We start from the raw sequence: 21,338 nt of genomic DNA on the forward strand, positions 1-21,338 counted from the left end.
TTGCGCAGTCCGCCTTGCAAAGGGCAGACTGCGTGTAAGCGCGGGGGGCTTTTCCTGAAAGCAATTTCGACGACAAATGACTGACAGCAATCAACCTGGCTTGTTTGACGAAGCCGCCGGTGGGTCCGACGAGGCCATCACGCTGGGCCGCTATGCCGAGCAGGCCTACCTGGACTACGCCGTTTCCGTGGTGCGAGGCCGCGCCTTGCCCGATGTGGGCGATGGGCAAAAGCCGGTACAGCGCCGTATTCTTTTCGCCATGCAGGACATGGGCTTGGGCCCCGGCGCCAAGCCAGTCAAATCCGCGCGCGTGGTAGGCGATGTGCTCGGTAAATACCACCCGCACGGCGACCAGGCGGCGTATGACGCCATGGTGCGCATGGCGCAGGATTTTTCGCTGCGCTATCCGCTGATCGATGGGCATGGCAACTTTGGCTCGCGCGATGGCGACAATGCTGCCGCGATGCGTTATACCGAAGCGCGTTTGACGCCGTTTTCGCGTCTGCTGCTCGATGAGCTCGACGAGGGCACCGTCGATTTCGCGCCGAATTACGACGGCAGCCAACAAGAGCCGCAAATGTTGCCGGCGCGTTTGCCGGTGATGTTGCTCAATGGCGCCTCGGGGATCGCCGTGGGGATGGCGACGGAGATCCCCTCGCATAATCTGCGCGAGGTGGCGCAGGCGTGCGTTGCATTGATCAAGCAGCCTAACTTGCCGGACAGCGAGCTGCACGCCATGGTGCCCGGCCCCGATTTCGCCGGCGGCGGTCAAATCATCACGCCCGAGGCCGACATCGCCCAGATCTACCAGAGCGGCCGCGGCTCGCTCAAGGCGCGCGCGCGTTGGCAATTCGAGGAAATGGCGCGCGGCCAGTGGCAACTGGTCGTACATGAACTGCCTCCCGGCACGTCCTGCCAGAAAGTCCTCGAGGAAATCGAAGAACTCACCAACCCGAAGGTCAAGTCCGGCAAGAAGAGCCTCACGGCCGATCAGCAGCAGTCCAAGGCAGTCATGCTGAACTTGCTGGATGCCGTGCGCGACGAGTCCGGCAAGGACGCCGCCGTACGTTTGGTATTCGAACCCAAGACCTCGCGTGTCGATCGCGATGAGTTCGTCAATACACTGCTTGCGCAAACCAGTATGGAAAGCAGTGTGCCGATCAACCTGGTGTGCATCGGCACCGACGGCCGTCCGCGTCAAAAGGGACTGCGCGAGGTTTTGACAGAATGGCTGGCATTTCGCACCGATACCGTCGTGCGCCGTACTCGCCATCGCTTGGACAAGGTCACGGATCGCATCCATGTGCTCGAAGGGCGCATGGTCGTGTACCTGAATGTCGATGAGGTCATTCAGACGATCCGCGAATCCGACGAGCCCAAGGCGGCGTTGATGCAGCGTTTCTCGTTGTCTGAACGCCAGGCCGAAGACATTCTGGAAATGCGCTTGCGGCAATTGGCGCGTCTGGAAGGCTTCAAAATCGAGCAGGAGCTCGCCGACAAGCGCGACGAACAGGCAAAGCTGCAAGAGCTGTTGGATAACCCCAATTCGCTCAAGCGTCTGCTCATCAAGGAAATCGAGGCCGACGCAAAGCAATACGGCGATGACCGCCGCACCTTGATCGAAACGGCCGAGCGCGCCGTTCTGGAAACCAAGGTATTGGACGAACCCGTCACGGTCATCGTCTCGCAAAAGGGATGGTTGCGCGCTCGCCAGGGCCACGGCCATGATGCCTCGCAGTTTGGCTTCAAGCAGGGCGATGATCTGTACGGCGCTTTTGAATGCCGCACCACGGACACGCTGATCGCGGTGGGTGACAACGGCCGGGTATACACCGTTGCGGTGTCCGGTTTGCCTTCGGCGCGAGGCGACGGGCAGCCCGTCACCACGATGGTCGATTTGTCGCCCGGGACGCGCATCGTCCATAGTATTGCAGCGGCCCCGGATAGCCGCTGGCTGCTGGCCACGCAACGTGGTTTTGGTTTCGCAGCCAAGCTCAGCGATATGACCTCGCGTCAGCGTGCGGGCAAGCAATTCATCACGCTCGAGGATGGCGATGCGTTGTTGCGGCCGGTTCCCTTGTTTGCCGGGGCGCAGCAACTGGCGTTGTTGTCGGCCAAGGGCAAGTGCCTGGTGTTTGGATTGGATGAGGTCAAGTCCCTGTCGGGCGGCGGCCGCGGCACCATCTTGATGGGCCTGGACGCTGCCGACAAACTTGAACAAGCCGTGCCTGTCGGGGTAGGCGGGTTGCGCGCAACAGGCGTGTATCGCAACAAGCAAACCGAAGACATTCTGGTTGGCCCGACGCTCGCACCCTACATCGGCAAGCGGGCTCGCAAAGGCCGCGCGCTGGATGTGCGGCCCAAGCTGCCCGTGCTGCTGTCGCCGGTGCTTTAGTCGACGTCATGCGCTAATCGGGGGGCATATGCCCCGATCGTTGGGCCGCTATCCGTTTCGGATAGCGGCCCAATCTGTTTTCACCAAAGTACTTCTCTGGCGGATGATGCCGAGCCCGGTAGGTTTGGTGTGCGCTGCTTCGGCAGATACTGGAATGTTTTCAGGTTTTCATTCCTCGTCATCATGCGTCACAATAATCAAAAATTTAATTTGCCTAGTCGAGGATGACCGAATGAAACTGACCGCCGATGCCCGCGGGGTATTCCCCATCGCTCCCACACCCTTTTTTGACGATGGGGCGGTGGATCATGCCTCCATCGATCGGATGATGGATTTCTATCACGGCTGCGGATCCACCGGGCTGACCGTGTTGGGCCAATTGGGCGAAGCCCCCAAACTGGATTTCAACGAGTCGCTGGAAATCGCTTCTCAGGTCATCGGCAAATCTGCTGGCATTCCCATCGTCGTCGGCGTGTCCGCGCCTGGCTTTGCCTCGATGCGTTCCCTGACGCGAGCAGTCATGGATCGCGGGGCGGCAGGCGTCATGATCGCGCCGCCCAACACCCTGCGTACTGACGACCAGATCGTCAATTACTACCATCAGGCTGTAGAAGCCATCGGCGACGACGTGCCGTTTGTGCTGCAAGACTATCCGCTGACTTTTTCGGTACAGATGGCGCCTGGTGTGATCAAGCGCATCGTGGACGACCTGGCCTCATGCGTGATGCTCAAGCACGAGGACTGGCCTGGCCTGGAGAAAATCTCCACGCTGCGCCGCTACGAGGCTGAGGGCACCATGCGTCACATCTCGATCCTGTGCGGCAATAACGGCCTGTTCCTGGACTACGAAATGAATCGTGGCGCGGACGGCGCCAACACAGGCTATTGTTTTCCCGACATGCTGTGCGATTTCGTCCGCATGATCGGCGAGGGCCAAAAAGAAGAGGCGCATGACCTCTTTGACGCGCACCTGCCGCTGCTGCGTTACGAGCAACAGCCCGGCGTCGGTCTGGCGGTACGCAAATACGTGATGATGCGGCGTGGCATTCTGTCCAGCGCCGCACAACGCCGTCCCGGTGGCGCGCTGACGCCTGCAGCGCGCAGCGAGGTCGATCATCTGCTGACACGCCTGGCACGTCACGATCCTCGCGCAGGAAAGCTCGTCGCTTAACTGGACAGCTTCAACCCGATCAAGCCGGCCGCGATCAAGAGCACGCTGATGACTCGCATGGGGCTCAACGCCTCGTGAAACAGGATCAGGCCGGCGACGAATGCGCCGATCGCCCCTATGCCGACCCAAATGGCATAGGCGGTGCCTAGCGGCAGCGTTTTCATGGCGAGCGAGAGCAGCCAGAAACTGATCAACATGCCGATCAGGGTGATGACAGAAGGAACGAGACGGGTAAAACCCTCGGTGTACTTCAGGCCGACGGCCCAGACGACCTCAAACAGCCCTGCGAGTACAAGAATAATCCAGGCCATGATGTGCCCCTTTTAATAGCCAGCGAGATGCTGGCACTGGGGCCGTCCCCGGATACGAAAGCGACCGGCGGGTCGCCGGCGGCTGCGTCGGGCCGTCCCGAAGCAGCAAAGATTATAGAATAGCAAATTGACCGCCGGGTGGCAGGGAATCTTCTATCCCAGTCACGGTGTCGGTGCCACGCATTTTCCTAAAGATTCGTACACATGAGTTTCCAGGTCACTGTTCAACCCAGCCAGCATCAATTTTCCGTCGAGGCCGGCCAGACCGTGCTGGACGCCGCCTTGGCCGCAGGTATTGTGCTGCCCTATAGCTGCCGCAATGGCGCGTGCTCCACCTGTAAAGGCAAGGTCGTCTCGGGCCAAGTCGATGCAGGCGAGTATCCCGCCCAGATCCTGTCGCCCGAGGAGCTGTCCCAGGGTTACACGCTGTTTTGCCAGGCTCGCCCGCAATCGGACCTGGTGGTCGAGTCTACCGAGGTCAGGCTGGCCAGCGACATCCAGATTCGCAAGCTGCCCGCACGCGTACAAGAAATGACCCTGGCCGCGCCGGATGTGACAGTGCTGCGTCTGCAACTGCCTGCGGCCGATCCTTTCCGCTATTACGCCGGGCAATATGTCGAAATCATCCTGAAAGACGGCAAGCGGCGCAGTTACTCCATGGCCAGCGCACCGCATACCGGCAGCCCGCTGGAGCTGCATATCCGGCATATGCCGGGTGGCGTGTTTACGGATCACGTTTTCGGCGCGGGCGATACGCAAATGAAAGTCCGTGAAATTCTGCGCCTGGAAGGGCCGTTCGGCTCGTTCTTCCTGCGCGAAGACTCCGACAAGCCGATTGTGCTGTTGGCCAGTGGCACGGGCTTTGCACCGGTCAAGGCGATTGTCGAGCACATGGCGCATCACAATATTCAACGTCCTGTATCACTCTACTGGGGCGGCCGCCGTCCCCGGGACCTGTACATGGACGAGTTGGCGCAGTCCTGGGCTGGCACCCTGCCGGATTTTCGTTACATTCCCGTGGTGTCCGATGGTTTGCCCGAGGATGCCTGGGCGGGCCGCACGGGCTTCGTCCATGAGGCGGTCATGCAGGATCTGCCGGATCTGTCCGGCTATCAGGTGTATGCCTGCGGCGCGCCGCCCATGGTGGATGCAGCACGCCGGGAATTCACGGCCCAGTGCGGCTTGCCGGCCGAGGAGTTCTACGCCGACGCGTTCACCTCGCAGGCGGATCTGGCCGTCGCCGGCGGCTGAGACAGAAATGCCGCTCGCGCCAGCAATGACCGTCGCTAAAAAGCCGCACCGAAACCTTTGGGTGTAAATAGATACCGACCCTGCTTTTATGTCATAGGCGAGGGTCCGCTGGCGCTGTACACTGCGGCACGAAACTTTGATCGGATTCAAGCTGCGACAGCAGGGGGCATGACCCTGCGGCCAGCGGCGCAAGGAGCAAGTCGCGCATGAGAGTTGTGGTTTTGGGTAGCGGCATTATTGGCATTTCCAGCGCCTGGTGGTTGAACCAGGCGGGCCATGACGTCGTGGTGATTGATCGTCGCCCCGGCGCAGCGCAGGAAACCAGCCTGGCCAATGGTGGACAGATCTCGGTGTCGTACGCCGAGCCCTGGGCCAACCCCCAAGCCCCCCTGAAACTGCTGAAATGGATGTTTCAGGACGATGCGCCACTGTTGTTCCGTCCCCAACTCGACTGGCGGCAGTGGGTGTGGGTCTTGGCGTTTCTGCGCGAATGCCTGCCGGGGCGGTTGGCGCCCAATATCCGCGCTATGGTGCGCCTGGCGGAATATAGCCGCAGCACCTTGCAGGGCATGCGCGCTGAGCTGGGGATCACCTACGATCATCTGGAACGCGGCATTCTCAATTTCTATCGTGATCAGCGCGAGTTCGAAACCTCGCAAAGGGCCGCAGGCTTGATGCGCGATTTTGGCGTCGAGCGCCGTGTCGTCACTGCTGATGAGGTGGTTGCCATCGAGCCCGCGCTGGCATCTTGCCGGGCTACGATTGTCGGCGGTGATTACACGCCGGAAGACGAAAGCGGCGACGTGCATTTATTTGCCACGAGTCTGGCTCGCCGGTGCGAGGCCGCAGGCGTCGAATTCCGTTTCGAAACCAGCGCGACGCGCTTGGTCACCGAAGGCGGTCAGGTGCAGAGCCTGGAAGTCATTCAGCCCGATGGCCGCTATGCCCGCGTGGCGGCCGATGCCTACGTCGTAGCGATGGGCAGTTTCAGTCCGCGTTTGCTGCGGCCGTTGGGCGTGCCGTGCAATGTGTATCCGGCCAAAGGCTATTCGGCGACCTTCGACATTGTGGACCCGGCACGCGCGCCGTCTGTCAGCCTGACCGACAGCAGCCACAAAGTCGTAGTGTCGCGTTTGGGCAATCGCTTGCGCATGGCGGGTACCGCCGAGCTGTCGGGCTATTCCCGTTCGCTGAATATGGGCCGTTGCGAGGCCTTGACGCGCCTGGCGCGTGAATTGTTTCCCGGCGCTCTCGATGTCGAGGGCGTCAGCTATTGGTCGGGTTTGCGCCCGGCCACCCCTTCGAACGTGCCGCTCATCGGCCGGACCCGCATTCCCAACCTGTATCTGAATACAGGCCACGGCACGCTGGGCTGGACCATGGGTGTCGGTTCGGGTCGGGCTTTGGCCGATCTGCTCAGCGGACGTAAACCAGAGCCTGAATTTCCTTTTCTTGGTCTATAAAGCCTATGAAGACATTGCAATTGGCGGGCCTGGCCCGTGGATTGGGCGCCAGCCGGCGCACCTGGGTATTCGGCGTAGCTATGGCGGTCGCAGGAGCCGCGCACGGTGCTGGCGTCGAGATTCAGGTGTGGCATACCCTGAGCGGTCCCAACAAAGCCGAATTTGAAAAGCTCACGAAGAAATACAACAAAGAGCAGGACGAGGTCGTGGTTGAATTGCGCGACTTCCCGGATTCCAAAGCCCTGCAAGCTGCCGCTACCGAGGCGATTAAGAAAAAGTCCGGTCCCAACCTCGTGCAATTGGCGGACAACCGCTCTCCCGAGATGGTCTCGGAGCACAAGGCGATCCTGCCTCTGTATCAGTTGCTGGCTAAATATCCGATCAAGGACTTGAACTGGTTCCTGCCGTCCACCTCCAGCTTTATCCGCGACAGCAAAGGACGCTTGCTGGCCTTTCCGTGGATGGCCGAAGTGCCGGTCATGTTCTACAACCTGAGCTACTACAAAAAGGCCGGGCTGGATCCCAACAACCCATCGCGTACCTGGGCTGACCTGCAAGGCGATCTGCTCAAGCTGCGCGACGTGGCCAACCTGGATTGCCCCTACGCGTCCAGCAACCAGGTGCAGGTCCACCTCGAAAACCTGGCGCCCATCAACAAGCAGTTGTACACCTCGAACGACAACGGCCTGGCTGCCAGCAAAACTGCGCCCGTGCTGAAGTTCGATACCTTGTACATGCGCCATATCTCGTTGATGGTTAGCTGGAAGCGCTCGTACCTGCTCACGGCGCACTCTGAGGGCACGCAAAGCGATGCCTTGTTTGCCCAGGGCAAATGCGGTGTGCTGATGTCGGGGTCTGGTGCCGCCGGTACGTTCATGCATACACGCAACCTCTCGTTTGGGGTCGCGCCGCTGCCGTACTATCCGCAGGCGACGCCCAGCGCGGGACGTCCTTTTGTCAGCGGGTCTGCGTTGTGGGCGATCGACGGCCGTCCGCAAAACCAGGAAAAAGCGACAGCGCAGTTCCTGGCTTGGCTGTCCAAGCCGGTCAATGCGGCCGAGTGGCATCAGCAAACCGGTTATCTGCCTTTGACCGATGCGGCATTGCGTGCGGCTGACGTGTCGTTTTACGACAAAGTCCCCGGCGCGAAGGCGCTGGTAGACTCGATGAAAGGCGATGCGGGCGCGACCAGCCGAGGCTTTCGCATGGCCAACTATGACCGTGTCGAGCCCGTCTTGAGCAACGAGTTGAGCCAGGCATTGGAGGGCAAAACGCCTCCCATGGCCGCGCTGAACAGCGCCTCGGATCAAGCACGCAAAATCGTGCAGCAACGTTGATCGTCATCGCGACGTTCGCGCGTCGCATCCGGGCCGTGGCGGTTAGTACCGCCACGGTCTTTTTTTTTTGGGGCCGCCGGCCCGACGTCCGTGTGCCGACCGCGATAGCGGGCTCCTCGCTTGACAGTCAGACGATCACCGCCGTGTGCGTTGCCGCCACCACGCCTTGCCCTGCATCCAGCGCTTGCGCAGCCCTCGTGCGGCAATGGGGTCCAGAAAGCCATCCGCGCTTTCGGGATCCAGAATCTCGTTGTCGGCAATAAAGGTATCTAGCGGGTTGGGTTTGATGAGGTCCAGTAGCTCCAGTGTTTTGCCTGCGCCCCGGCAGGCTTCGATGGCATCAACCAATGAGCCGCAGCGTTCGAAATGACTGGCAAATTTCTGGGTCTCGATGCCTAGATGTTCTGCAATCAATCGGTGAAGAATTCCGGTAATGATAGGGGGAGTGTGGCGATTTGCCTCCAATCCCGCATCGATGATGACATCACATTCGCTATCCAGCCCCAGCGACCGGTTGTTGAGATTGGATGAGCCAATACGCAGCAACCGGTCATCGACGATAGAGACCTTGGCATGGACGTAAATGTCCTCGCCTTGCGCGGTGACCGGCACATAGATCCTGAATCGATTGTTCTTATCGACCTTCCCAATGGCCCGCGCCAGCCGGATGCGTGCTGCATCCATCGCCATTTGCTCCAGCCATCCATCGGCGTTGCGGGGCATGACCATTACGATTTCTGGAGGCTCATCTTCTTCCATGCGTTTCGCAATAGCCCCAGCGATCTTGGCGGACGTGAAATATTGATTCTCGAAATAGATGAAATCCTTGGCCGCAGCGATCATGTCCAGGTAGAGCGCTTCGATTTCCCGGATTTCGGATAGCTCTTGATAACATGCACGGGTTCGAGCAATCGCAATCTCGACGTTCTCAAACTGCACAGCGAGATCATCGGGCCATAGGTCGGTATCGCTCACAGGGATGGGTTTGAGCCGTGTAGTGGTGGCAGAGTACCAGCGGTCTCGCGACAGCTCTGCCAGGGCTTGCGCTGCCGGTCCCGTCAGCATCATGGTCGTATCGTGCCAAGGCGGATACGCCTTGCCGTTGGGTAGCCGTCGCTTGGGCTCGTCGTCGAGGTGTTTCGAGGTATCCCAGCGTGCTGTCGCGATATCGATACCTCCGCATACGGCGAGTTGCTCGTCGATGCTGACGATTTTCTGATGATGGCTGCATCCTGCGGGATGCACGCTATCAAAGCAGTAACCGATGGCCTTGGTACGACGCCATTTCCATAGCATCCACGCAGCGCCTGGATGCAGGAATTGTTTCTTCGCGCCAAAGCTCCACTTCAGGATGTCTATGCGACGTTGGGGGTTCTCTCGCGCCAATCTCAGAAAGAATTCGCCCAATGTCTCGCTCTGATCCGGTTTGCTGGGTTCGAGTTGAATACGAGTATCGAAGTCCCAACCAAGAATCAGAACCTGATGTGCGGACGCGGACATTGCCTCGCGCACAAAATGGTAATAGTCGGCTGCGTCGATAATGACGGAGGCCTTCTTTGCGCGTTCAATACGCCAACAGTTTTTACCGGAAACGACGATAGGCAGTTCGGCTGGCATTATCCTGGCGACAATCAGTCATCGAGGCTGGTTAGGATAAAGCGAGTGTACAAACTGCTTGCTACAAAATGTATTTCGGGATGTGCGTCCATGCCCTGGTGTAGTCCGGAGCATGGCGCAATCGCTCAAGCAGGACTCGCGTAGCGGTCCGCACAGCGTGCGGACCACGCGCATGGCACGGCTATCAAGTCACCGGACCCGGATTGAACAGCACCAGTGCGTTGTGCAATTTCCAGCGTTCCGCCCAGGTTTGCTTGCGGCCGCTGGCGACATCCAGCAGCAGGTGGAACATCTCCCAGCCGAGTTCCTCGATGCTCAGCTCGCCATCGGCGATACGTCCCGCGTTCACATCCATCAGGTCATGCCAACGGCGCGCCAGATCGGTGCGAGTCGCGACTTTGACGACGGGTACTTCCGCCAGGCCGTACGGCGTACCGCGGCCTGTCGTAAAGATATGCAGATTCATACCGGCTGCCAATTGCAGCGCGCCGCAAATGAAATCGCTCGCAGGCGTGGCAGCATAAACCAGGCCCTTTTCGATTCCCCGATCGCGCAGGCTCTCGCCCGGACTCAGGACCCCGTTGATGGCCGAGGTACCGGACTTGATCACCGAGCCCATCGCTTTTTCGACGATGTTCGAGAGCCCGCCTTTTTTGTTGCCCGGAGAGGTATTGGCGCTGCGGTCTGCTTGCCCGCGTTGCAGGTACGCGTCGTACCAAGCCATTTCGTGGATGATGGCTTCGGCGACCTCGACCGATTCCGCACGTTTAGTCAATTGCTCAACGCTGTCGCGCACCTCGGTGGTCTCTGAGAACATGATGGTCGCGCCCGCCCTCACCAGCAGGTCCGCGCAGAAACCCACCGCAGGATTTGCCGTCACGCCGGAAAACGCGTCGCTGCCTCCGCACTGCACACCTACGACCAGATCCGATGCCGGACACGTCTCGCGTCGGCGGCGATTCAGCCGTTCCAGGTGAGGCACAGCCTGAGCCAGAATGGCATCGATCATCGCTTGAAACCCGACGTGCTCGTCGTCTTGCAGCCGCATGACGTCCAGCCCCTGACTCATCGATCCATCGGCCTGAATCGGGATACTGTTGGCCGGCATCAAACGCTCGGGTTGCAGCTTTTCGCAGCCCAGGCTCACGATCATGACCTCGCCGCCGAAATTCGGATTGCGGCTGATGTTGCGCAGCGTACGTATTGGAACTATCGCGTCAGGCGCGTCAATGGCGACACCGCAGCCATAACCGTGTTCCAGCACGACCACGCCATCTACGTTCGGATAGCGCGGCAGCAGTTCAGCGCGAATGCGCTGCAGGGCATGTTCCACTACGCCCGCCACACACTGCACCGTGGTGCTGATTGCCAGCAAATTACGTGTGCCTACCGTGCCATCCGCGTTGCGGTACCCTTCAAACGTATAACCCTCCAGCGGGGGCTGGGCGGCCGGTGTATGGGTAGCCATCGGCAGATCATCCAGGCCGCGTGCGGCTGGCATCGTCAGTACGTTTTCATTGACCCAGCTGCCGGCGGGCAAATCACGATTCGCATACCCGATGGTCACGTTGTAACGACGGACCTCTGCACCCTCGGCGATATCGGTCAAAGCGACCTTGTGGCCTTGCGGGACGCGTTCGCGCAGTTGTGGACCATTCGGCAATTGAGCGCCGGCAGCGAGGCCGCCCAGGTTCGCCACAATGGCGACATTGTCGTTCGGATGCATGCTGATCGCACGCGGAGTATCAGTGGCGGGGGAGGCCACTGCCATAGCGGATGAAGTACAGGTCGACATACCTAAAGGCTGAGAAGGGGGAGTAAAGGGATGATCGTTGACGTTATGAATGTTAACGTTAACTATTTTTGGCGTCAATGTGTTCGATGTGGCTCGGATAAATCCCAGCCGCGGGCCCTGAATGATGGACCAAGCTATCGCATTCGATGAAACACGATAGCTTTACCGCAGGCGATCGCCCTGATGGACTTTGTTCAGATATTCCATCTGGTGGAATTCATGGGCTCTCAAACGTGGTGTCGGGAACTACAGTCTGCTTTCGGACTGCTGCACGGGGGAGGTTGCAGCGGTCGGCCCACAGACACCAGAACAAGGAGACCTCAGAATGAAGTTATTTTTACAGCGCGTGCTGATGCGTGCGTGTATCGCTGTCGTCGGCAGCGCTTGCATCACGACGGCGCTGGCCGCATATCCCGACAAACCCATCCGCCTCGTTGTGCCATTTTCACCGGGGGGCGGGACCGATCTGATTGCGCGTACTCTTGCGGCTGGCATGGCAAAGGACCTCGGACAACCTGTCGTCGTCGAGAACAAACCAGGCGCCGGCACGATGATAGGCACGGACAATGTGGCCCGCAGCGCTCCCGATGGATATAGCGTCGTGGTTGCGTCTTTTGCGCACGCGGTCAATCCCTCTTTGCAGCCGAAACTCCTGTACGGCAGCAACAAAGCCTTTGCGCCCGTGATGCTCATCGGTCGTGGTCCGAACGTCCTGGTTGTGCGTCCAGACGGTCCCTACCATTCTGTCAGCGATATTCTGCAGGCGGCAAAGGCGAATCCAGGGAAACTGACATACGCATCGCAAGGTATCGGAACCTCCGCGCACCTGGCGGGCGAGATGTTTGCCAACTTGGGGAAAGTCTCGCTCACGCATGTCCCGTATCGTGGCGCGGGACCTGCGCTGACTGATTTATTGGGTGGTCAGGTCGACATGATGTTTGCCACTGCCGCAGCCGTTTCCGCCTTCATCGACAATGGCAAGCTGCGAGCCATCGGGGTGACGACGGCTGAGCCATCAGCGGCCTTTAAGGGCGTACCGACGATCGCGTCCACCGTACCGGGATATCAGGTAGAAAGCTGGTACGGCTTGTATGTGCCTGCCGGGACACCCGGTCCCGTCATTGATCGATTGAATGCATCGGCCCGTAAAGCTGCCGCGTCGCCTGAATTTGCCAGCAAGATTGAAGAGGAAGGCCTGCAGGTCAGTGCCGGTGCGCCTGCCGAGTTGGATGCCTATGTCCAGGGCGAAGAGGCTAGATGGGCGCGTGTCGTCAAGGAAAATAACCTCAAACCTGAATAGGGATTGTCGTTAGCCGCTTTCGCGTCGGACGAGCCTGAAGCCGACATCCTGAATCGGATTGTCCGGCGCAATGCCTTCGATACGATTGATCAGCATGCTGGCTGTACGGCGTCCGATATCCTCGTGATCCACCCGTACGGTGGTCAGGGCAGGGGTGACGTTGCAGGCAAAATCGAAATCACCAAACCCCACGACGGCGAGGTCCTCTGGAACGCGCAGTCCGCGCAATTGCGCTTCCATCAAGGTGCCCAGGGCCACCATGTCAGTGGCCGAGAAAATAGCGTCGACATCGGGGTCGCCCTCTAGCGCCCGAACCAGGCCGCTGCGTCCGTGGCCGAGCTGGCTGGGCGGTTCGATCACAAATGACGAGCCTTCCTGCAGATGGCGGCCCGCGATACCCAGGCGCAATGCCTCATCGGCAAAACCGTGGAACCGTGCCGCCGTACGCGCCTCTGTTGCCGCGATCGAGGCAACACGGCGCCTGCCTTGCTCATGGAAATAGCGCGCAATGGCCACGCCCACGTCATAGTGAGAGAAACCGACCAGCATATCGATGGGCGTATCGGTCATTTCCCAGGTCTCGACGACAGGGATGCCTGATGCAGCGAGGTGTTGCCGCGCACGCGGCGATTCCATCAACCCTGTCAGCACAATCCCATCGGGCCGGCGGGCAATCACAGAGTCCAGCACCATGTCGTCGCGGGAGCGGTCATACCCGCGTTCGCTCAACATCACCTGATAACCGGCCTCGACCAGGATTTCCGTCATCGCGTGCACGGCCAGAAGGAATGCCGAGCCTGAGGCAATGGATGGCACCATCAGTGCAATCATGCGTGTGCGTTTTGAACGCAGTCCGGCCGCATGCAGATTCGGCACATAGCCGCTGTTGGCGACGGCTTCGAGCACCTGTTTGCGCGTGTCATCAGATACCAGATGAGGTTGGTTCAAGGCTCGCGACGCCGTCATGACAGAGACTCCCGCCTGGCGTGCGACATCGGTCAGCGTGACGCCGCCACCGCTGCGCCGTCCGAGACGCGTCGTGGTCTTGCTCACCTTAGAATCCTTGCGAATACTTGTCACGTAAAAACTCCACCAGGCATTTCACCGATTGCGGCACATGCGCGGACCAGGGGCGCAAGGCATAGAGTTTGCCACCAAAAAAGCCATGTACCCGCCAGTTGGGCAGAACCTCGACCAGCCCATTGGGCGGCGTCGTCACAGCGCTGAAGTCCGGCAGCATACCTATTCCCACGCCTTCGAGCACGGCTTGACGCAGTACCTCGCTGTTATTTGCCCGAAAATTGGTTCGTATCGGTATCACGATGGGCTGCGCCGATTGGCGCCGGCCTTCGCGTACAAACGACCATGTTTCATAGGTGCGATTGCCGAGATAGGTGACGCAGGCGTGGTCGCTCAAGTCGCGCGGATGCCGCGGTTCGCCGTGAGTCTGCAGGTATTGTGGACTGGCGACCAGCATCGAGCGCGACGAGCAGAGTTCCCACGCGATGTAGGATTCCGGCGGATGATCGGTATGGCGGATCGCCAGATCAAAGCCCTCGTGCGCCAGATTCACCAGACGGTCGACCAGCTCCAGGTCGATGCGGACCTCAGGATATTGCCGCAGAAATGCAGGCAGGACCGGCGCCAGATGTTGCCGACCAAACGCAACAGGCGCTGTCACGCGCACCGTGCCGCGCGGCACATCCGACAAATCCTTTACAGCTAAAAACCCTGCGCTGATGCGATCAAACGCCGGCGCTGCGTTTTCGACCAGATTGTGTCCTGCTTCGGTCAACATGACATGCCGCGTCGTGCGGCGCACCAGCGGCAGACCGACGGCTTTTTCCAGCGCATTGATGCGCGTACTCACCGAGGCCTTTGAGACGCCCAGGCGTTTGGCCGTCTGGGTAAAGCTGCGCGTTTCCGCCAGCGCGGTCAATAGATAAATATCCGCCACGAGCGGCGCAATCTGATCAGTGGCCATTGTGATGATTCCCGGGCTGACGATTGTTCATTTTATCAAACACTGATGTCGCAAAAACGGTCTTCTCGCGCACCGGATGCAGCCGTAGACTGAGCCTGTTTTCCGATCAACTCCATCTGGATACCGCCTGTGACTACCGCATCCTCCAACGCTTCCACGTCCCTGATTGGTCACTGGATCGACGGCCATCGTGTCGATCCGCAATCTCCCAAAACCCGCGACGTTTTCAATCCCGCGCTGGGACAGGTTTCGGCGCGTGTCGCATTGGCCGAGCCGACAGATGTCCAGGCCGCCGTGGCATCTGCCCGCAAGGCGTTTCCCGCCTGGGCCGCCACGCCGCCGCTGCGCCGTGCACGAGTGCTGTTCCGTTTTCTTGAGTTGCTGCATCGTCACCAGGACGATCTGGCCCGCATCATTACCTCCGAGCATGGCAAAGTTTTCAGCGATGCCCAAGGCGAAGTCGCCCGCGGCATCGACATTGTCGAGTTCGCCTGCGGCGCGCCGCAGTTGCTGAAAACCGACTTCACCGAACAAGTGTCGGCCGGCATGGATAACTGGACCTTGCGCCAGCCGCTGGGTGTGGTGGCCGGCATCACGCCGTTCAACTTCCCGGTGATGGTGCCCATGTGGATGTTCCCCATGGCGTTGGCCACCGGCAATACCTTCATCCTGAAGCCGAGCCCCATTGATCCCAGCGCATCGTTGTTCATCGCCGATCTGCTCAAGCAGGCCGGCTTGCCCGATGGGGTTTTCAACGTCGTGCAGGGCGATCATCATGCTGTGCAGGCCTTGATCGAAGACCCCGACGTCAAGGCGATCTCATTTGTGGGCTCGACACCGGTGGCGCAACAGATCTACGAAGCGGGCGCCCGCCACGGCAAGCGCGTACAAGCCTTGGGCGGCGCCAAGAACCACATGGTGATCATGCCCGATGCCGACCTGGACCAAGCCGTCGACGCCTTGATGGGCGCTGCCTACGGCTCGGCGGGCGAACGCTGCATGGCGATCTCTGTTGCCGTCTTGGTTGGCTCCGCCGCGGATCAAGTCGTGCCGCGCATTGCCGAGCGCTTGAAGCAACTGAAAGTACTGAACGGCACGAACCCCCAGGCTGAAATGGGCCCCATCGTGACAGCGGAAGCGCGTCAACGCATCGCCGGCTATATCGATATCGGCATCAACGAAGGCGCGACGCTGTTGGCCGATGGCCGCGAGTTCAAGGGCGCTCAGGCTGGCGAGGGCTGCGACAACGGCTTCTGGCTGGGCGGTACGCTGTTCGACAACGTCACCCCTGACATGCGTATCTACAAAGAAGAAATCTTCGGCCCCGTGCTGTCATGCGTGCGTGTGCCCGATTTCGCTTCCGCGGTGCAATTGATCAACAGCCACGAGTTCGCCAACGGTGTCAGCTGCTTTACGCGTGATGGCAACGTCGCGCGTGAGTTCGGCCGCCAGATCGAAGTCGGCATGGTGGGTGTGAATGTGCCGATTCCGGTGCCGGCGGCATGGCATGGTTTTGGTGGCTGGAAGCGTTCCTTGTTTGGCGACATGCATGCGTACGGTGAAGAGGGCGTGCGCTTTTACACCCGTCAAAAGAGCATCATGCAGCGTTGGCCCGAGAGCATCGGCAAAGGCGCGGAATTCGCCATGCCGACGATACGTTAAACGTCATCAGCGGCCGCGTGATTCTGTAGGGCGGCCGTTAAGATCGACATGCGCAGCCTCGTTGCCGTGCAGTTTTTAAGCCCCGGAGGAGTCATTCCCTCCGGGGTTTCGCACATTATCGATACCAAATAATCGTGTCATTCCGCCGCGCAGATGATCGACCATTGCCGTGCGCGCTGCCTCTGCATTACCTGCTTTGATCGCCTCGCCTATGGCGCGATGTTCATTACGCACATCCACAGCCCGTCTGACCATCGGCAGCGGCGACAGCTCGCGGATTAGTTTGATGGAAACTCGAGTCTGTTCGGCGAGCGCGGCCATCGTCATGCTGAAAAACCGATTGCCGCTGGCCGCCGCGATGGCGCCATGAAAGGCGATGTCTTCTTCGATGCCCAGTTCACCGCGCGACCAAGCAGATTCCAGCAGGCGTTGGCGCCGTTCGATTTCCGCGAGCATCTGCGCGTCGGTGCATCGAGCTGCCTCAGCAGCGCTTTCACCCTCGATCAGACAGCGAAACTCCAAAAAGCTGCGCACATCCGGAATGCTGTGCAACGGGCCGAACGTCGTGCTTTGCAGGGCAGGTGGCTTGCCCACAAAATTTCCCGAGCCGCGCCGGGCATAGACCCATCCCTCTGAACGTAATCGGGCGAGGGCCTGGCGCAGGACCGGACGCGAGACGCCCAGCTTGCGCGCCAGTTCGTCTTCGCTGGGGAGCTTGCCGTCCGGCTCCTGTTTGTCGATGATTTCCAGCACCTGCTTGTAGGCGAAATCGCTCAGCGGGGAAATGGCCATTGCTGTCATCCATGATCTGTAAATCGATACTGCAGAAGTAGTAATACTGCTTTGTCATTTTATTGACAAGATAACCGTCGACCACGAGCATGACAAGTCGCGCACGGATCGATGTGATTCGGACCCGATCCCGGCGACAACCGATTCCCCTTTCCTTTCCACAGACAAGAGCAGATCAACGGCATGGCAACCATCACGGCGTTACGCAGTATTCGCATCAACGAACGTCCCAATCTGATTTGGGTGGAAATCGAAACCGACGAGGGTCTCATTGGCCTGGGCGAGTCATTCCGGGGGGCGCAGGCAGTCGAGGCCGTCCTTCACGAGACCGTTGCTCCCTGGCTGCTGGGCCGCGATGCACGGCATATCGAAGCTGTCTCGCAGCAACTCATGAACCCGTACCTGGGATTTCACAGCGCCAGCGCCGAGGTTCGTGCAGCGAGTGCCGTCGATATCGCATTGTGGGACTTGGCCGGCCAGCGCCAAGGCGTGCCGACCTACATCGCCATGGGCGGGGGCGTGCGCGATCGTATCCGTGCCTACAACACCTGCGCGGGCTACGCCTACAACACGGGGGGCGTAGCACGACGCAGCACTGACGGCACTGAGCTTTCTGCCGGGCCGTACGACGACCAGATCGCTTTCATGCGCGACGCGGGAACTCTGGCGCAAAGCCTGTTGGACGAAGGTTACTCCGCGATGAAAATCTGGCCGTTCGACGCCTATGCCGCTGCTACCGGCGGGCATTTGATCAGCGCACAAGACTTGAAGCGCGGCCTCGAGCCCTTTAAAAAAGTTCGCGAGGCCGTGGGTGACCGCATTGAGATCATGTGCGAACTGCACAGCCTTTGGGGCGCCAATGCCGCCTTGCGTATTTGCCGCGCGCTAGAGGACTACGGCGTCTTCTGGGCCGAAGATCCCATCAGCAAAATGGACGATGCGCAGGCGCTCGCCGACCTGCGCCGTCAGACCAGCGTGCCGATTTGCGGCAGCGAAACGCTGGCCGGTACCGTGCCATTCCGTGATTTGCTCGCCAAAGACGCTTTGGACATCGTGATGCTGGACTTGGCGTGGTGCGGCGGCCTCACCGAGGGGCGCAAGATCGCTGCGTTGGCCCAGGCCTACGCACGGCCCTTGGCGCCGCACGATTGCACTGGCCCTGTCACGCTGATCGCCGGCCTGCATCTGGCCATGCATGCGCCTACGGCGATTTTCCAGGAAGTTGTGCGCGCCACGCTGAGCACCTGGTATCGCGACCTGGTGACGCATTTACCTATCGTCGATAACGGCATGGTGCTCGCGCCCAGCGCGCCCGGGCTAGGGACGGCTTTGAATCCTGCTATCAAAACCAGACAAGACGCCGTCGTGCGCGAGAGCGCGGCGCAGTCGTGACGTAAACCGCTCGCCAAACAACGACATCACCACATTCGCACACATATCGACAAATAAGCGATGCCGCCATCCGCGCGGCCGCTCAATGCTTACATCGAGGAGACAAACAATGAAAAAACTATTGGCCACCGTGATGCTGTCATGCGCCGCGTTCACCGCAGCGGCTCAAACGCCATGGCCCAAAGAAAAGCCTGTGCAAGTCGTCGTGCCGTTCCCGGCGGGCGGCGCCACCGATACGCTCGGCCGGATGATGGCAGAGCAACTGCAGCGCCGCTTGGACCAATCGTTCGTGGTGTACAACCGGCCTGGCGCCACGGGCACTATCGGCGGGGGTCAAGTCGCGCGTGAAAAACCCGATGGCTATACGCTGATGTTTTCCTCGCTGGGCACATACGTTATTGCGCCGCACCTGATCAAATCCACGCCTTATGACGCTCTCAAGGATTTCGATTACATCACCGTCGCCGTACAGACGCCCAATGTCCTCGTCACGCCGCCCAGCAAATCGGCGCGCACAGTACAAGACGTGATCGCCGAATTGAAAGCCAAACCTGGACAGGTCAGTTTCGCCAATTCGGGGTATGGCGCTTCGGATCATTTATCCGCTGAGGTCTTTCTGCAGCAAACCCATACCGAGGGCATGCACGTGGCTTACAAAGGCGGTGCTCCTGCCATCAACGATCTGATGGGCGCTCAAGTCGATTACTCATTCCAGAACGTGAACTCCGTATTGCAGCACATCCGTGCCGGCAAATTGAGAGCCATCGCTGTCACCGGCGAAAAGCGTTCAGCCGTACTGCCCGACGTGCCTACGCTGACTGAAGCCGGCGTACCGAATGTCGTAATTTATTCATGGCAAGGCTTATCGGCCCCCAAAGGCTTGCCGGCCGATGTCAAAGCCAAACTCGCCGAGACTGCGATCGCCAGTTTTAAAGACCCCGAAGTCGCTCATAAACTCGAAGAGCAGGGGTTGGAAATCGTCGCCAATACGCCCGAGGAGTTCACTGCTTTTCAGGCGCAGGAATTCAAACGTTGGAAAGATCTGATCGAAGAGCGCGGCATCACGATCGAATAGGCCGCGGGCCTAACGTTCAATGGGCGACGGGTGCAGCTTGCGCCCATTCCCTTTTCGCGCGGGTGCGCACGTGCGCCGGGCGCCGGCCAACGGTAGACCCAGGCGTCGCGCAAGTGCTTCATCTCAAGAGTGAACGAAAAAGTCCGTTCGTATAAGTCAGTCTAGTCACCATCACGGCAACTCGTCACCATGTTAGGGATGCGCTTCTTTTTGGAGCGCTCCTTGATTTCAGGAAAAGCATGGTTCGAGGTTTATGTGCTGGCGTGCTGTCACTGTGTCTCGCAGGGTGTATGACATGGCCAGATAATGCGCCCGGCTGGCCACGTGATGGTGCCCCCGTGGCTGACTACGATTTCAACTGGCAGTTGTCCGGCGATCCCATGGTCGCACCGTTGCAGGTGTTCAGCGGAGCGGGGCGTATCTGGCTGCAATTCGCGCCAGGTCGTACGCCTCCGGCGTTATTCGCGCAAACACCCGCCGGGCTGCAGCCGCTGCCGTATCAACGGCAGGATCCCTACGTCATCGTCGACGGCATGTGGCCCGTATTGATTGTGCGCGGCGGGCATCAGGTGGCGCGAGTAGAAAAGCATATAAAACATATGCCGTACGTCTCTGACGTTGATGACTCCAGTCGTGACATGGGGCCGGGGAGCGACCAGTGAGAGGAAGTCGGAGCATACCTCATGCATGACATGCGATTTGACCTGACGGCAAACGGAACGCGACGCTCAGAAATCCGTCTGCCGCCCCGGATGTATAGCCCTGCGCGGCATACCGCTCGATGCAAGGCGCACCGCTTCCAGGAAACGCCGATGCGATTCGCTATTGCCTACATCATTGCGAACAATCGCCGCCACTGGCGGCAGGTTCCATTCGATGGTGTACGGCACAATCGCCACACCCGCGATATGCACGAGTTCGGTGGCAATATCCGCCGGCAATAGCGACACGGCGCGCTCGGACGAGGCGATGATTTCACCGATGAGCTTTGCCGAATAGCCCTCAGTGATTGGCACGGGCGGCGCAATGCCGGCCTGGATGAACAGGCTGGCGACTTGCTCGCGCAGCGCGGTGTTCGGTTCTCCCAGTACCCAATCCAGTTCGGCCAGTTGCGCCCAGGATAGCGGCACTCGCCCCAATTGCGCTGCCAGTTGTCTGCTGCTGATGAGTCTGGCCTGTTGGTGATAGAGCGGTTCGAACCCCAGTCCTTGCAGATCCAATTGGGGGCTCGCCCGGGCAATGACTACATCCAATTCATGATCGCGCAGCGCGCGCAGCAGGCTCTCGCTGGTGCCGTCATGAATGCGCACAGCCAACCGCTGAGTGCCGGTCTGCACCGCACAGACGGCATCGGCGATCAGCCGCCCCGAAACATACGGCGTCACGCCCACGTGCAGGCGTGCGGCCAGGCCGACGCTGGACGCCTCCATATCCCGCACCAGGTGCCCCAGGTCTTGCAAGATCGCCTGGGCCCGGGCCGCCACGACACGCCCCATGTCCGTCGGGGCCATCCCGCGCGCCGTCCGCGCGAACAATGGGGCGCCAAACATGGACTCCAATTCCGACAAGGTATTGGTCACCGCAGGCTGGCTGGTCGCCATTTGCTCGGCGACCCGCGTCAGCGAGCCGAGCTGGTGAACCTGCACGATCAACTGCAGATGACGCATTTTGAGCCGGGAAATCAGCCGGCGGACGACATCATCGGAGGAAAAAACGGATTCGGGCATGCCGGAAGGGGTGAGATATTAGATAAATGATATGGATATATCTTTAATCAGAATATTTCAATGATA

General features: G+C 59.9%; 17 protein-coding genes. 10 read left to right on the plus strand and 7 right to left on the minus strand.

Annotation, left to right across the window (positions count from 1 at the left end; translation table 11 throughout):
- Positions 1 to 76 precede the first annotated feature (76 nt).
- Both parC and CAL20_RS09050 read left to right on the plus strand, forming a co-directional pair.
- On the plus strand, positions 77 to 2,395 hold the full coding sequence (gene parC, locus CAL20_RS09045) for a DNA topoisomerase IV subunit A (RefSeq protein ID WP_094820481.1): 2,319 nt from the start codon (positions 77 to 79) through the stop codon (positions 2,393 to 2,395).
- A 232-nt stretch (positions 2,396 to 2,627) separates the two neighbouring features.
- Positions 2,628 to 3,566: a dihydrodipicolinate synthase family protein gene (locus tag CAL20_RS09050; protein WP_094820482.1), complete on the plus strand. Its 939-nt coding sequence runs from the start codon at positions 2,628 to 2,630 to the stop codon at positions 3,564 to 3,566.
- Here the strand turns inward: CAL20_RS09050 and sugE are convergent.
- A complete protein-coding gene (sugE, locus tag CAL20_RS09055; RefSeq protein ID WP_094820483.1) occupies positions 3,563 to 3,877 on the minus strand; it encodes a quaternary ammonium compound efflux SMR transporter SugE in 315 nt (104 codons plus the stop codon). The genes CAL20_RS09050 and sugE overlap by 4 nt on opposite strands.
- Before the next feature lie 204 nt (positions 3,878 to 4,081).
- On the opposite strand from sugE, the gene CAL20_RS09060 reads away from it, so the two are divergent.
- The 3 genes from CAL20_RS09060 (at position 4,082) to CAL20_RS09070 (ending at position 7,928) form a co-directional block, all read left to right on the plus strand.
- Positions 4,082 to 5,128, plus strand: a complete 1,047-nt coding sequence (locus tag CAL20_RS09060) for a CDP-6-deoxy-delta-3,4-glucoseen reductase (protein WP_094820484.1) — start codon at positions 4,082 to 4,084, stop codon at positions 5,126 to 5,128.
- A 206-nt stretch (positions 5,129 to 5,334) separates the two neighbouring features.
- On the plus strand, positions 5,335 to 6,591 hold the full coding sequence (locus CAL20_RS09065; RefSeq protein ID WP_094820485.1) for a D-amino acid dehydrogenase: 1,257 nt from the start codon (positions 5,335 to 5,337) through the stop codon (positions 6,589 to 6,591).
- A gap of 5 nt (positions 6,592 to 6,596) precedes the next feature.
- Entirely contained in the window at positions 6,597 to 7,928 is a 1,332-nt protein-coding gene (locus tag CAL20_RS09070; RefSeq protein ID WP_094820486.1) for an extracellular solute-binding protein, read from the plus strand.
- Between the two features lie 135 nt (positions 7,929 to 8,063).
- On the opposite strand, the gene CAL20_RS09075 is transcribed toward CAL20_RS09070, so the two are convergent.
- Complete coding sequence (locus CAL20_RS09075) at positions 8,064 to 9,545, minus strand: phospholipase D-like domain-containing protein (RefSeq protein ID WP_094820487.1); 1,482 nt, start codon at positions 9,543 to 9,545, stop codon at positions 8,064 to 8,066.
- Between the two features lie 184 nt (positions 9,546 to 9,729).
- Positions 9,730 to 11,316, minus strand: coding sequence for a galactarate dehydratase (gene garD, locus CAL20_RS09080; protein WP_254923982.1), 1,587 nt, complete (start codon positions 11,314 to 11,316; stop codon positions 9,730 to 9,732).
- A gap of 376 nt (positions 11,317 to 11,692) precedes the next feature.
- Here garD and CAL20_RS09085 point away from each other — a divergent pair, with 376 nt between their 5' ends.
- On the plus strand, positions 11,693 to 12,640 hold the full coding sequence (locus CAL20_RS09085) for a tripartite tricarboxylate transporter substrate binding protein (RefSeq protein ID WP_254923983.1): 948 nt from the start codon (positions 11,693 to 11,695) through the stop codon (positions 12,638 to 12,640).
- A 9-nt stretch (positions 12,641 to 12,649) separates the two neighbouring features.
- On the opposite strand, the gene CAL20_RS09090 is transcribed toward CAL20_RS09085, so the two are convergent.
- Together CAL20_RS09090 and CAL20_RS09095 are read right to left on the minus strand one after the other, a co-directional pair.
- Positions 12,650 to 13,693 (minus strand): LacI family DNA-binding transcriptional regulator, encoded by a 1,044-nt coding sequence (locus CAL20_RS09090; protein WP_254923953.1) that lies wholly within the window; start codon positions 13,691 to 13,693, stop codon positions 12,650 to 12,652.
- Position 13,694: 1 nt separating this feature from the next.
- Positions 13,695 to 14,624, minus strand: a complete 930-nt coding sequence (locus CAL20_RS09095) for a LysR family transcriptional regulator (protein ID WP_094820490.1) — start codon at positions 14,622 to 14,624, stop codon at positions 13,695 to 13,697.
- A gap of 162 nt (positions 14,625 to 14,786) precedes the next feature.
- On the opposite strand from CAL20_RS09095, the gene CAL20_RS09100 reads away from it, so the two are divergent.
- Entirely contained in the window at positions 14,787 to 16,286 is a 1,500-nt protein-coding gene (locus CAL20_RS09100; RefSeq protein WP_254923984.1) for a CoA-acylating methylmalonate-semialdehyde dehydrogenase, read from the plus strand.
- A gap of 75 nt (positions 16,287 to 16,361) precedes the next feature.
- Here the strand turns inward: CAL20_RS09100 and CAL20_RS09105 are convergent, their stop codons facing one another.
- Positions 16,362 to 17,078 (minus strand): FadR/GntR family transcriptional regulator, encoded by a 717-nt coding sequence (locus tag CAL20_RS09105; RefSeq protein ID WP_176456466.1) that lies wholly within the window; start codon positions 17,076 to 17,078, stop codon positions 16,362 to 16,364.
- Positions 17,079 to 17,261: 183 nt separating this feature from the next.
- Between CAL20_RS09105 and CAL20_RS09110 the strand changes: the two genes are divergently transcribed.
- From CAL20_RS09110 to CAL20_RS09120, 3 genes are all read left to right on the plus strand, one after another.
- Complete coding sequence (locus CAL20_RS09110; RefSeq protein ID WP_094820493.1) at positions 17,262 to 18,470, plus strand: mandelate racemase/muconate lactonizing enzyme family protein; 1,209 nt, start codon at positions 17,262 to 17,264, stop codon at positions 18,468 to 18,470.
- A 109-nt stretch (positions 18,471 to 18,579) separates the two neighbouring features.
- A complete protein-coding gene (locus CAL20_RS09115; RefSeq protein ID WP_094820494.1) occupies positions 18,580 to 19,545 on the plus strand; it encodes a Bug family tripartite tricarboxylate transporter substrate binding protein in 966 nt (321 codons plus the stop codon).
- A gap of 290 nt (positions 19,546 to 19,835) precedes the next feature.
- Complete coding sequence (locus CAL20_RS09120; RefSeq protein ID WP_254923955.1) at positions 19,836 to 20,207, plus strand: TrbG/VirB9 family P-type conjugative transfer protein; 372 nt, start codon at positions 19,836 to 19,838, stop codon at positions 20,205 to 20,207.
- A 66-nt stretch (positions 20,208 to 20,273) separates the two neighbouring features.
- Here CAL20_RS09120 and CAL20_RS09125 read toward each other — a convergent pair whose 3' ends face one another.
- Positions 20,274 to 21,272, minus strand: coding sequence for a LysR substrate-binding domain-containing protein (locus tag CAL20_RS09125; RefSeq protein WP_094820496.1), 999 nt, complete (start codon positions 21,270 to 21,272; stop codon positions 20,274 to 20,276).
- Between the last annotated feature and the right edge of the window lie 66 nt (positions 21,273 to 21,338).

This window comes from Bordetella genomosp. 4 (genome assembly GCF_002261185.1).
In the GTDB taxonomy this organism is placed as follows: Bacteria; Pseudomonadota; Gammaproteobacteria; order Burkholderiales; family Burkholderiaceae_B; genus Bordetella_A.